The organism is Sciscionella sediminilitoris (genome assembly GCF_000737195.2).
GTDB lineage: Bacteria > Actinomycetota > Actinomycetes > Mycobacteriales > Pseudonocardiaceae > Sciscionella > Sciscionella sediminilitoris.
In genome coordinates this window covers 1-12,332 of record NZ_JALM01000176.1, presented here as the reverse complement: position 1 = coordinate 12,332, position 12,332 = coordinate 1, and the positions used below count along the sequence as shown (strand labels likewise).

Below are 12,332 nucleotides of genomic sequence, written 5' to 3'. Positions count from 1 at the left end.
TTGAAACCATCTCTTAGACAGTGCTCTTGCCGCGCGGCTAGGTTGGCCGCATGCGTATTCTTTTCACCGCCATGCCCGGTTATGGCCTCACCCTGCCGCTCGTGCCGCTCGCCTGGGCGGCCCGGGCTGCCGGGCACGAGGTGCTGTTCGCCAGCGCGGCCCCGATGGCCCCGGTGCTGGCCGAAGCCGGGCTCACGGTCGCCGATACCTGCCCCGGACGGGATATCTGGGCGGAATTCACCAAAATGGTCATGGAACCCGATTCTTCGGATATGTCCGAAGAATTGCGGGCCGCGGCAGGCTCGGGAGCGCCGTTCGGATTCTTCGCGCTGACCATGACGGGCAGGACGATCGAATGCGGCCGGGATTTCGGCGCCGATCTGGTGGTGTACACCTCGGATCACATGGCGGGGCCGTACGTGGCCGCGAAGCTCGGGGTGCCCGCTCTGGAGGCGGGCAACCGGGTCTCCTGGTCGATGCGGGACAAGGATTTCCGGGATCGCTCGGAAACGCTGAACGACACGGTGATCAACGAGGCCTTGCGGGAGAAACACGGCATCACCGGGGAACTGCCGGAACCCGTGGCGCGCATCGATCTCCGCGCGCCGAGCATGGGCGGGATCAGCGCGGAGGAACCGGATCACCGGGACGGCAGGCCGTGGTGGCCGATGCGGTACGTGCCCTACAACGGCGGGGTCGTCGCCCCGGCCTGGGCGCTCGGCGAACCGAAACGGCCACGGGTGCTCGTCACGCTCGGCACCGTCGTGCCGATCATGGCCGGGGTCTCCAACCTCTCGGTCGTACTCGAGGCCCTCGCCGGTCTGGACGTGGACGTGATCCTCGCCGCGGGCTCGGCGGATCTGGCCGAACTCGGTGAGCTCCCGGACAATGTGCACTCCGCGGGTTTCCTCCCGCTCTCCGCGATACTGCCGCGGTGCTCGCTGATCGTGCATCACGGTGGATCCGGCACCACTGCCGCGCCACTGGCCTATGGGGTCCCGCAGTTCGTGCTGCCCTCGTTCGCGGACAACCCGATGTCGGCGGACCGGGTCACCGAGCGCGGCGTCGGGCTGCAGCACGACCCGGTGACGGTGACCGTCGAGCAGGCGCGGACGGCGATCGAACGACTGCTCGGCGAGCCGGAGTTCGCCGAGCGGGCGCGGGAGGTCGCCACGGAGATGGCCGGAATGCCCAGCCCGGCCGCGGTGATCGGGCAGCTGGAGGTACTGCTGGCCGGTTAGCGGGGTCAGCTCGCCGGTGGCGGCGGCGCGAGGTGCAGTGCCTGCCGGTGCCGGTGCGTGGTCAGGTAGCGCAGTCCCTCGGGCCCCGCGGCGAACGCGCGCCGGGAATAGCGGGGAAGCCACAGCAACGCGCCGGGGAACAGCTCGATGGTGTCCTCTTCGGTGGCCAGCTGCCCCGATCCGGAGAGCACGTGCAACAGCACGTCGACCTCGGCGCCGGTGTGCATGGCGACGGTGCCGTGCGGCCCGAGCGCGATGATGTTCGCGTCCAGGTCCCGCTCGCTTTCCTGGAGCCGCCACCGGACACCCTGTTCACGGCCTTCCGCGCGGGTGTCCGCCAGAACGCGCGGCTGCTCGTTTCGGGGTTCCACCGGTCACCTTTTCCTGCTCGGTTCTGTTTCGCCGACTAGGCTTCAGGGTATGCGCGCGGCCGCGGATGTGGTTGATGCGGTGGCCTTCGTGTGGCTGGGGATGGTGCTGGCCATCTCCTTCCTCGAGGCGCCGCTGAAGTTCCGTGCCCCGGGAGTCACCCTGATGCTGGGGCTCGGGATCGGGCGGCTGGTTTTTCGTGCCCTGCACGTGATCGAGTTGGTGTTCGCGGTCCTGGTGGTGTGTGCCCTGCTGCTCGGGAACCTCTCCTGGTGGGTGACCGGCGCGCTCGGGCTCGCCGTGGTGCTGCTGCTGGCGCAGCTGGTGCTGGTCCAGCCGCGGCTGACCCGCCGTTCCGATGCCGTGCTCGCCGGAGCCGAGGCGCCCCGGTCCCGCGCGCACTACGCCTATATCGCCCTGGAAGGGGTGAAGGTGCTCGCCCTGTTGTTCGGTGGAGTGCTCACACTAGCCGTGCAGTAGCTGGTTCCGGACTTCGTTCTTGAGGATCTTGCCGAGTTTGGAGCGGGGCAGACCGGGCCAGATCTCCACCTGCTTGGGCGCCTTCACGCTGCCGAGCCGTTCCTTGACGAACCCGGCCAGTTCCTCGGCCGATCCGGGGAGCGCCTCGGCCAGCCGGGCGGGCGACATCGGGGCCGCGCCGTACCAGATGCAGCCCAGGGATTCCAGCTTGGCGGAGTGCAGCCCCGGATGATCGAGCAGACCGTAGATCACCGTGGGTGCCAGGAAGGAATGCGTGATCCGGTGGTGTTCGAAGCGGGATGAGTACGGTGGCGGTCTCGATGTTGTGCCCGGTCAGCCGAACCCCTTTGGGGCACACGGCTCATCGTCCGGGCGCACCACGGGATCCGGCTCCCGGAAATCGCGGTCGAGCCATTCCTCGAAGCTCGGTGCGGTCCACCAACGGGCGAAGGACTTCGCGAAGATCAGGCAGCGGCAGCCGAACAGCTCGAGCAGCTTCCGGTTCTCCTCTGCCTCGTCGCGCGGACTGATCGGGCACCATACGGCTCCGTCCCGGGAAATCCCGAGCACGCAGGCGAAGGCGAGCGGGTCGTTCGCCGAGAGGATCGCGACCCGTTCTCCCGGGCGGATTCCGGAGCCGTGCAGGGCGCCCGCTGTCCGGCAGGACAACCGCACCACCTCGGCGTCGCTCGGGCTCGCACCGCCGAGTGAGGCGCCCCTGTCCAGAAAATCGCTCAGCTGCGCTGGTTTCCTCGCTCCTGGTGGTGGACTTCGAGGATCGCTTCGAGTACCAGGCCCGAAACCGCGCAGGGTACCGAGCAGGTTCCGGTGCCCGAATGCCTGGCAGCTCGAAGCGAACCCGGTCTTCTTCGGCTGTTGCTGCAACAGATGCGCGGCGGCACGGGCGTCGAGTACCGCGGTCTGCTCGTCATTGCAGTTGCCGTGGATGACGCAGTGCGCGCGGCCGAGCGGTCCGGAAGCGTGCACCGAATCCGGGGAGGTGTCGGTCCGGGGATTCTCCCTCGGTGGCATCTCACCGCGCACCTGCGCGAAGTCTGGTCGATGGGCCCGCTGTTCCTCCGGGCACCCCGCCGAGCGCAGGGCGAGGCCGGGCTGATGCTGGCCGGGAAGCACCGGTTCGTAGGTGCCCGCATCGGCCGGCCGCTCCGCGTATTCGTTGGTGTCCAGGCCGGGGGTTCCGGGCAGATGTTCGCCGCGATCCCGCCGATGGTGTACCTCTGCGCGAGACCGAGGGAGAGCACGAGGACCTGTTCGGCGAACTGCGCGCCGATCGCCACACAGGCATGCGCCACCTCGTGACCGCAGCGGGCGGACGGGCCGACCGCGTTCGGCACGACCTGAGCGCCGCGGAACTGCTCGGTCGGTGCGGCGAGGTCGTGTTCCACTTCGACCACCTCGTGCTCGACGGTTTCCACACCGGGCACCGTATCCACGGCCTGCTGCACGCATTGGCGATCACGGCCCGCGGTGCGGTCGGCTTCGCGATCACATGCCCATGCCGCCGTCGACCGGGAGCCCGGCCCCGGTGATGAACTTGGCGGCCTCGCTGGAGAGGAACACCACGGCGTCGGCCATGTCGTCGACCTGGCCGAGGCGGCCCTGCGGGGTCAGTTCCACGACGGTCCCCGCGGCTTGCTCGGGGGACTCGAACAGGCCGATCCGCGCACAGTCGGCGGCCAGCTGATTGCCCATGACCGTCGGGGTCAGCCCCGGATAGATGCAGTTGACCCGCACGCCGTAGCCGAGTTTTCCGGATTCCGCGGCGGCCACCCTGGTGAGCCGGTCGATGCCGGACTTGGTCGCCGAATAGATGCTGATGCCGGGGAAGGCGATGGTCGCGGCCACCGAGGCGATGTTCACCACCGAGCCGCCCGCGCCGGCCGGGCCGCCCGGGCGCATCGCCCGGAAGGCGTGCTTGAGGCCGAGCGCCGTACCGAGCACGTTGACCTCGAGCATCGAGCGGATGTCGGCGGCCTCGAGATCCGCGACCAGGCTGGTGATCTCCAGGCCCGCGTTGTTCACCAGCAGATCGAAGCCACCCAGCGAGTTCACCATCTGCGGTACGGCATCGGCCCAGCTGTCGTCCTCGGTCACGTCGAGCTTCACGAACTCCGCTGTGGCTCCCGACTGGCGCAGCGTGTGCGCGGTTTCCTTGCCGACGTCCTCGAGCACGTCGCCGATCATCACGGCGGCCCCCGCCTTGGCCAATGCCTCGGCCATACCCGCCCCCAGACCCCTGGCTCCACCCGTGACCAGGGCTTTCCGCCCTGTCAGGTCATAACTGGTCATGCCGCATCTCCTCCTTGAGATCAGTGAAGCCGCTCGAATCGCGTGATGTGGGCTACACGCTATCCAGCATTTGACAGTTGTCAAGATTTTCTGTGACAACTGTCAAATCGCTGGCCGCCGCGTCATCGGGCGATACAGTGGGAGCCGTGACGGAGGTCGTCGAGACAAAACAGGACCGGATCGCGCGCCGCCAGGTCGACAAGTTCCAGGCGCGGCGCACCGAGCTCGCGGTCGCGACCCTGCACACCCTCGCCGAGCTGGGGTACGCCCGAACGAGCCTGCGGGAGATCGCGCAGAACTCCGAGTTCTCCCACGGGGTTCTGCACTACTACTTCGCGGACAAGCGGGATCTGGTCACCGAGGCGGTGCGTCAGTACGAGGCCGTGTGCGTGACCCGGTACGACGAGGTGGTCGCCGGTGCGGGCACCGGTGCGCGGCTGCGCGAGGACTTCGTGGACATGTTCTTCGCGACCCTGAACGCGGACGCGCCCCTGCACCGGCTCTGGTACGACCTGCGCAACCAGAGTCTGTTCGACGAGACCTTCCGCGAGGACGTGCGCGAGATCGAGGAACGCCGCGAGGCGATGATCTGGCGGGTGATCAGCCGGTACGCCGAACTGTGCGATGCCGTGCCCGCGCTCGGTTCCGGATCCGCCTACGCGCTACTGGACGGGATCTTCCAGCGTGCCCTGTGGTGTGCGCTTTCCGGGCGGGCCGGGGATGTCGCCGCGCTCCGCGGGGAATTGGTACGGGCGCTCGATCTGCTGGTCGGGGAAGGTCAGACCCAGTAGGAGACCCGGCCCCGGTAACCGCGCATGAGCAGGAGCGTGGCCGCCCATCCGACCACGACCATCAGTCCCACAGCGACGTAGCTCCACATGCTGACCAGCCCACCGGTGAGCGGCTGGCGCACCACCTGGATGAGGTGATAGATCGGGTTGCCGTCGATGATCGGCTCGATGTACGGCGCCATCGCGTGCCGCCTGCCGCTCTTCTCGGTGAGCTGGTCCATCGGCCACACCACCGGGGTCATGTAGAAGGCGAGCAGCAGCACCGCGTTGATCAGCTGGGGCATGTCCCGGAACCGGGTGGAGATGATCCCGAAGAACATGATCACCCAGCCCATGGTCAGCAGCACGAGCAGGAAACCGGGGATCGCGAGCAGCGACCACCAGCCGAGTCCAGGGTGGCAGGGGATCCCGGAACCGGGCACCGCCTTCAGGCAGGTCCCGTCCTTCATCGAGTACTTGTGGTCGAGGTCGCCGAAGAAGATGACCAGCAGGACCACGTAGACGATGAAGGTGTGCAGGAACATCAGGAGCTGGCGCCACAGGGTGCGCATCACGTACACCATCAGCGGGGCGGGCACGTGCTTGATCGTGGCCTCGTTCGCGATGAACGCTTCCATGCCCTCGATGAAGCAGCCGTTGATGAACTGCCAGACGATCAGTCCGGTCGCGAGGTAGGGCAGGAAGGTCTGGAAGTGGGCGCCGAACAGCAGCCCGTTGAGCAGACCGAGCCCGAGCGCGATCACGGCCTGGGCGATGGTGATCCAGAACGGGCCGAGTGCCGCGCGGTGATAGCGCTGCTTGATGTCCTGCCAGCCGAGGTGGCCCCAGAGCTCGTAACTGGTGAGTCCGCCGGTGAGATCGGCGAGCGCCTTGCGGACGCTGCGTGAGTCGCCGAGGTCGGTGGCGCGCGCGGGGTCGGCATGCACGCTGGCAGAGGGTACGCGAAGGCGTCGAGGGAGTGAGCATCGGCCGAGGAACGAGGTCGGAGCGGAGCGAATGAGGGTGTTTGCGCACGTGTCGGGGCCGGTGCCGAAAACTGTCGGTCCGATGGTGTTCACTGCAGCATGTCGATGCCGGAGAGCCGTTCCGGCCGGGCTAGAGTGTTGGTTCAAGTTGGTCGTTCTGGTGAGGGAGGCTGCGCCGTATGTCCGACTCGTTCGTGCATCTGCATGTGCACACCGAGTACTCGATGTTGGATGGCGCGGCCAAGCTGAAGGACTTGTTCTCCCGGTGTAACGACCTGGGGATGGACTCGGTGGCGATCACCGACCACGGCCATGTGAACGGGATCTACGACTTCTTCCAGCAGGCGCGCAAGGCCGGGGTGAAACCGATCCCCGGGATCGAGGCCTATGTGGCGCCCGCCTCGCGGTTCCTGAAGGAGCGGGTGCGCTGGGGTGAGGCGCACCAGAAGTCCGACGATGTCTCCGGTGGCGGTGCCATCACTCACCAGACGATCTGGGCCCGGAACAACGAGGGCCTCGGCAACCTGATGAAGGTCGCCTCGCTGGCCTCCTTCGAGGGGCAGCTCGGCAAGTGGCCGCGCGCGGACCGTGAGCTGATCGCCGAGCACGCGAACGGGCTGATGGCCACGACCGGGTGCCCCTCGGGCGAGGTGCAGACCCGGTTGCGGCTGGGGCATTTCGACAAGGCGCTCGAGGCGGCGGCGGACTGGCAGGACATCTACGGCAAGGAGAATTTCTTCGTCGAGCTGATGGACCACGGCCTCGACATCGAGCGCCGGGTTCGTGATGGCCTGGTGGACATCGCGCGCAAGATCGAAGCGCCGTTCGTGGTCACCAACGACTCGCACTACACCTTCGCCGAGGAGAGCAAGTCGCACGAGGCGCTGCTGTGCGTGCAGACCGGCAAGACGCTCGACGATCCCGGCCGGTTCAAACTCGACGGTGAGGGGTACTACCTCAAGACCGCCGAGGAGATGTACGCACGCGATTCCAGCGACGCGTGGCAGGAGGGCTGCCGCAACACCCTGCTCATCGCCGAGCGGGTGGAGATCGACGGGATGTTCACCCCGCGCAACCTGATGCCGCAGTACCCGATCCCGGAGCACCAGACCGAGGAGGAGTTCTTCCGCGAGGAGGTCTGGGCCGGGATGAAGCGCCGCTTCCCGGACGGGGTCGACCGGGAGCACGCCGATCAGGTCGAGTACGAGATCGGGGTCATCGAGAAGATGGGCTACTGCGCCTACTTCCTCGTGGTCGCCGACTTCATCATGTGGTCGAAGGAGAACGGCATCCGGGTGGGGCCGGGCCGTGGTTCCGCCGCGGGTGCGCTGATCGCCTACGCGCTCGGCATCACCGACCTGGATCCGCTCGCGCACGGGCTGTTCTTCGAACGGTTCCTCAATCCGGATCGTGTCTCGCCCCCCGATATCGATGTGGACTTCGACGAACGCCGGCGTGGTGACGTGATCCGGTACGTCACGGAGAAGTGGGGCGAGGAGATGGTCGCCCAGGTGATCACCTTCGGCACCATCAAGACCAAGGCGGCCATCAAGGACTCGGCCCGGGTGCTGCACGGTCAGCCCGGGTTCGCCATCGCGGACAAGATCTCCAAGGCGCTGCCTCCGCCGGTGATGGCCAAGGACATTCCGCTCGAGGGGATTCTCGACCCGAAGCATCCGCGGCACGGCGAGGCGGCCGAGGTGCGCGAGCTCTACCAGAACGATCCCCAGGTCAAGCAGATCATCGACACCGGGCGCGGGCTCGAGGGACTGATCCGCAACGCCGGTGTGCACGCCTGTGCGGTGATCCTGTCCTCGGCGCGGCTGCTGGATGTGATCCCGCTGTGGAAGCGCCCGCAGGACGGGTCGATCATCACCCAGTTCGATTACCCGACCTGCGAAGCGCTCGGGTTGTTGAAGATGGACTTCCTCGGTCTGCGCAACCTCACCATCCTGGACGACACGCTGCGCAATATCGAGCGCAACGGCAAGGGCCGGGTCGAGCTCGAATCGCTTTCCCTGGACGACAAGGCGACTTACGAGCTGCTTTCCCGCGGTGACACCCTCGGTGTGTTCCAGCTCGACGGTGGCGGCATGCGGGACCTGCTGCGGCTGATGCGCCCGGACAACTTCGAGGACATCTCCGCGGTCGGCGCGCTCTACCGGCCGGGTCCGATGGGCGCGAAATCGCACACGAACTACGCGCTGCGCAAGAACGGGCAGCAGGAGATCACTCCGATCCATCCGGAGCTCGAGGAACCGCTCGCGGACGTACTCGGCACCACCTACGGCCTGATCGTGTACCAGGAGCAGGTCATGAAGATCGCTCAGGTGCTCGCGGGTTACTCGCTGTCCCAAGCGGATCTGCTCCGCCGGGCGATGGGAAAGAAGAAAAAGGAAGTTCTCGACGCGGAATTCGTGAACTTCTCGAAGGGTATGCGGGACAACGGTTATTCCGAGGAAGCCGTCAAAACCCTGTGGGACATTCTTCTCCCGTTCTCCGATTACGCGTTCAACAAGGCACACTCCGCCGCATACGGTGTGGTTTCCTACTGGACCGCGTACTTCAAGGCGAATTATCCCGCGGAATACATGGCCGCGTTGCTGACCTCGGTCGGGGACGACAAGGACAAGGCGGCGGTGTACCTCTCGGAATGCCGGAAGATGGGCATCACCGTGCTGCCACCGGATGTCAACGAATCCGCACGGGATTTCGCCCCGGTCGGCCACGACATCCGGTTCGGTCTCGGCGCGGTGCGCAACGTCGGGTCCGGGGTCGTGGACGCGATCATCGCCGCGCGCGAGGAAAAGGGGAAGTTCACCGACTTCTCCGATTATCTGCGCAAGGTGGACGCGGCGGGCTGCTCGAAGAAGGTCGTCGAATCGCTGGTGAAGGCCGGCGCGTTCGATTCCTTCGAGCATCCGCGCAAGGGTCTGCACATGATTCACATCGACGCGGTCGACGCGATCATGGAAACCAAGAAGGCCGAGGCGATCGGGCAGTTCGACCTGTTCGGCGGCGGGGACGAATCGGACGTCGGCGGCGTGTTCGACGTGCGGATCCCGGACGAGCAGTGGGACCGCAAGACCCAGCTCACTTTCGAGCGGGAGATGCTCGGGCTCTACGTCTCCGGGCATCCCCTCGGCGGGGTAGAGCACATCCTCGAGGCGCAGGCGGACACCCCGATCGCCACCATCCTGGAGGGTTCGGTCAACGACGGGGCCCAGGTGACCATCGGCGGCATCCTGGCCAGCGTGACCCGGCGGGTGAACAAGAACGGCGAGCCGTGGGCGGTCGCCCAGCTGGAAGACCTCGCCGGTGGCATCGAGGTGCTGTTCTTCCCGAAGTCCTACGCGGTGCTCTCGCACGACGTGGTCGAGGACGCCATCGTCCTGGTGCGCGCGCGGGTCGCCAAGCGCGAGGACCGCACCTCACTGATCGCCAACGATCTCGTGGTGCCGGACCTGTCGACCGCCGCGGACGGGCAGGCGATGCGGCTGCGGATGCTCACCGCCAAGGTCACCCCGCCGACGGTGACCCGGCTCAAGGAGGTCCTCGTCAACCACCCCGGCAAGACCGAGGTGCAGCTGTCCCTGGTGAACGGCAGCCGTACCGTGCTGCTGCGCCTCGACGAGGGATTCCGCGTGGATCCGACCCCTTCGCTGATGGGGGATCTCAAGGCTCTCCTCGGCCCGGGCTGCATCGCGTAGGGGACCCCGTGCGGCGAGCCCTTCCCCGCAGTGGCGACACCGGGTAACCGGGCGGGTAACGACGAAAGTAGGTCGCGGCGGTCGCTTTCGCACATTGCCATGCGGGGCGGGGGCGAGCATGCTCCGGGAATGACCACAGGCACATCCGGTCCGGTCGAGGTACCGCCATCCGGTCGCTATCGAATCGACGGGGACCGTTCCACGATCCGGTTCCACACCAGGCACCTGTTCGGGCTCGCCCCGGTGCGCGGGCGCTTCGGGATCGAGGCCGGGCACATCGAGGTCGCCGATCCGGTACACCGCTCCTCGGTGCGCGTGCGGGTGCCCGCCACGAGTTTCCACACCGGCAACGGGATGCGCGATCCGGTGGTGCACGGCAAGCAGTACCTGGACGCCGAGCAGCATCCGGTGATCGCCTTCGCCGCGGACCGGATTGCCGAGGAACCGGAAGGGTGGACGCTGCACGGCTCCCTCACCGTCCGGGAAACCACGGCGCCACTCGAGCTGCGGATCGAGGAGTGCCGCACCGAGAACGCACGGCTGCTGGTGCGGGCCCGGGGCACCGTGGACCGGTACGCACTGGGGATCACCGCGATGAAAGGGATGACCGGGCGGTACCTGACCGCGCTGCTCGAGGTCAGCGCCGAACCGGAATCGGCGGGGAATGGCTAAGCGTTCGGATCCCCGTGGCGAGAACTTCTTCGCGCTGTGCACCTATCGGCGCAATGGGACCGCCGTGATCACCCCGTTGTGGTACGCCGAATCCGGGAAACGTTGGTATGCCTACACTCCGGAACGGTCCTGGAAGGTGCGCCGCCTGCTCGCCGAGCCGCGGTGCGCGTTCGCCGCCTCGGATTTCGCCGGGAATCCGCGTGGTCCCTGGCGTACCGCGACGGCCGAGGTGGTGCGCGGCCCGCGACTGCGTGTGATTCGCCGATTGCTGCGCGCCAAATACGGTAACCGATTTCGGCTTTTCGTCCTTGTCACCGTCCTCGGGCGCGCGCTCGGGCATGGTCGCGGGATCGGTCTCGTACTGACTCCGGATCCGGAATTCCCGTAGTGTGTCAGGGAAATTCGGGCGCGGCGGAAACTCTCCACCGGGACCCGGCGTTGACAGTGCGCAGTCTGCGAATTGCAGTCCCGAGCGATGAGGAGACCGACGTGGGCGTGAGTCAGGAATTGCGCGACCTGCCGAAGGACTACACCCAGCGACCACACGAGGTACACCGCCAACTGCGTGAACAAGGCAAGGTTCACCACGTGCGGCTGCCGAGCGGCATGGTCGCCTGGTTGATCACCGACTACGAACTCGCCCGCAAGGCGCTCGCGGACGACGAGTTGAGCAAGGCCAGCGAGGGCTTCCACGAGGTGCTGCAGAAGCAGGAGAACCGGACCGTCGGCCTGCTCCAGGACGTCAGCGATCACATGCTGAACTCGGATCCGCCGGACCACACCCGGCTGCGCAAGCTGGTCAACCGGGCGTTCACCATGCGCGCGGTCTCCCGGCTGGAGCCGCGGATCGAACAGATCACCACCGAACTGCTCGACGCCATGCAGGACAAGGATGAGGTGGATCTGCTCGACGCTTTCGCCTTCCCGCTGCCGATCACGGTGATCTGCGAGCTGCTCGGGGTTCCGGACGGGGACCAGGACCGGTTCCGGGAGTGGTCGAACATCGTCGTCGCGCTGGCCACGAGCAGCCCCGAGGATGTCGCGCGGGTGCGCGCGGAACTGCCGGCCTACCTTGCCGAGCTGATCGCGCAGAAGCGGGCGGACCCGGGGGAGGACATGCTCTCCGAACTCGTCACGGTCGCCGAGGACGGGGACCGGCTCAGCGAACCGGAACTGATCTCGATGGTGTTCCTGCTGCTGATCGCCGGGCACGAGACCACGGTGAACCTCATCGGCAACGGAATGCTCGCGCTGCTGCAGAACCCGGATCAGCTCGCCGCCCTGCGCGCGGACCACGGGCTGCTGCCCAACGCGGTCGAGGAATTCCTGCGCTACGACGGGCCGGTGAACATCGCGACGCTGCGGTACACCACCGGGCCGTGGACCATCGACGGGTTCACCATCGACAAGCACGAGCTGATCTCCATCCCGCTTGTCGATGCGAACGCCGATCCGGTGAAATACCCGGAACCGGCCTCCTTCGACATCTCCAGGGACGCCTCGGGGCATCTGGCCTTCGGGCACGGTATCCACTTCTGCGTCGGTGCTCCGCTGGCCCGGCTCGAGGGCCGGATCGCGGTGCGTGAGCTGATCACCCGGTTCCCGGACATCGCCCTGGCCGGCGAGCCCACGACCTTCGGCTGGCGGGACAGCTCGCTGATCCACGGCCTGTTGAAGCTGCCCGTCAGGCTGCGCTGACCGGGGGAGCAGTAGTCTCGCGCATCGTGAGTGTGCTCGTGGTGACCGGTACCTCGACCGGTGTCGGCAAGACCATCACCTGTGCGGCGATCGCGG

The 12,332-nt window shown here is 67.0% G+C and carries 12 protein-coding genes; 7 read left to right on the top strand and 5 right to left on the bottom strand.

Going from position 1 to position 12,332, the window contains the following annotated elements:
* Positions 1 to 50: 50 nt before the first annotated feature.
* On the top strand, positions 51 to 1,241 hold the full coding sequence (locus tag AD72_RS34960; RefSeq protein WP_031470943.1) for a nucleotide disphospho-sugar-binding domain-containing protein: 1,191 nt from the start codon (positions 51 to 53) through the stop codon (positions 1,239 to 1,241).
* 5 nt (positions 1,242 to 1,246) lie between these two features.
* On the opposite strand, the gene AD72_RS34955 is transcribed toward AD72_RS34960, so the two are convergent.
* A complete protein-coding gene (locus tag AD72_RS34955) occupies positions 1,247 to 1,612 on the bottom strand; it encodes a cupin domain-containing protein (protein WP_031470942.1) in 366 nt (121 codons plus the stop codon).
* Between the two features lie 49 nt (positions 1,613 to 1,661).
* Between AD72_RS34955 and AD72_RS34950 the strand changes: the two genes are divergently transcribed.
* Entirely contained in the window at positions 1,662 to 2,090 is a 429-nt protein-coding gene (locus AD72_RS34950) for a hypothetical protein (protein ID WP_031470941.1), read from the top strand.
* Here AD72_RS34950 and AD72_RS37420 read toward each other — a convergent pair.
* From AD72_RS37420 to AD72_RS34930, 3 genes are all read right to left on the bottom strand, one after another.
* A complete protein-coding gene (locus tag AD72_RS37420; protein WP_031470940.1) occupies positions 2,076 to 2,342 on the bottom strand; it encodes a hypothetical protein in 267 nt (88 codons plus the stop codon). The two genes, AD72_RS34950 and AD72_RS37420, sit on opposite strands and share 15 nt — an antisense overlap.
* An 81-nt stretch (positions 2,343 to 2,423) precedes the next feature.
* Positions 2,424 to 3,122 (bottom strand): DUF5938 domain-containing protein, encoded by a 699-nt coding sequence (locus AD72_RS38335; RefSeq protein ID WP_082469347.1) that lies wholly within the window; start codon positions 3,120 to 3,122, stop codon positions 2,424 to 2,426.
* A gap of 474 nt (positions 3,123 to 3,596) precedes the next feature.
* Positions 3,597 to 4,400, bottom strand: coding sequence for an SDR family NAD(P)-dependent oxidoreductase (locus tag AD72_RS34930; protein WP_031470938.1), 804 nt, complete (start codon positions 4,398 to 4,400; stop codon positions 3,597 to 3,599).
* Positions 4,401 to 4,546: 146 nt separating this feature from the next.
* Between AD72_RS34930 and AD72_RS34925 the strand changes: the two genes are divergently transcribed.
* On the top strand, positions 4,547 to 5,191 hold the full coding sequence (locus tag AD72_RS34925; RefSeq protein ID WP_031470937.1) for a TetR/AcrR family transcriptional regulator: 645 nt from the start codon (positions 4,547 to 4,549) through the stop codon (positions 5,189 to 5,191).
* Here the strand turns inward: AD72_RS34925 and AD72_RS34920 are convergent.
* On the bottom strand, positions 5,179 to 6,117 hold the full coding sequence (locus AD72_RS34920; RefSeq protein WP_031470936.1) for an ABC transporter permease: 939 nt from the start codon (positions 6,115 to 6,117) through the stop codon (positions 5,179 to 5,181). The two genes, AD72_RS34925 and AD72_RS34920, sit on opposite strands and share 13 nt — an antisense overlap.
* Before the next feature lie 218 nt (positions 6,118 to 6,335).
* Between AD72_RS34920 and dnaE the strand changes: the two genes are divergently transcribed.
* The 4 genes from dnaE to AD72_RS34900 all read left to right on the top strand — a co-directional run bounded on the left by dnaE (position 6,336) and on the right by AD72_RS34900 (position 12,236).
* Positions 6,336 to 9,866, top strand: coding sequence for a DNA polymerase III subunit alpha (dnaE, locus tag AD72_RS34915; protein WP_031470935.1), 3,531 nt, complete (start codon positions 6,336 to 6,338; stop codon positions 9,864 to 9,866).
* A 129-nt stretch (positions 9,867 to 9,995) separates the two neighbouring features.
* Entirely contained in the window at positions 9,996 to 10,538 is a 543-nt protein-coding gene (locus AD72_RS34910) for a YceI family protein (RefSeq protein WP_031470934.1), read from the top strand.
* Positions 10,531 to 10,926 (top strand): PPOX class F420-dependent oxidoreductase, encoded by a 396-nt coding sequence (locus AD72_RS34905; protein WP_037348437.1) that lies wholly within the window; start codon positions 10,531 to 10,533, stop codon positions 10,924 to 10,926. The genes AD72_RS34910 and AD72_RS34905 overlap by 8 nt, the downstream gene beginning before the upstream one ends.
* Positions 10,927 to 11,027: 101 nt before the next feature.
* Positions 11,028 to 12,236 carry a cytochrome P450 family protein gene (locus AD72_RS34900; protein WP_031470932.1) on the top strand — a complete coding sequence of 403 codons (1,209 nt, stop codon included), beginning with the start codon at positions 11,028 to 11,030 and terminating at the stop codon, positions 12,234 to 12,236.
* Positions 12,237 to 12,332 lie beyond the last annotated feature (96 nt).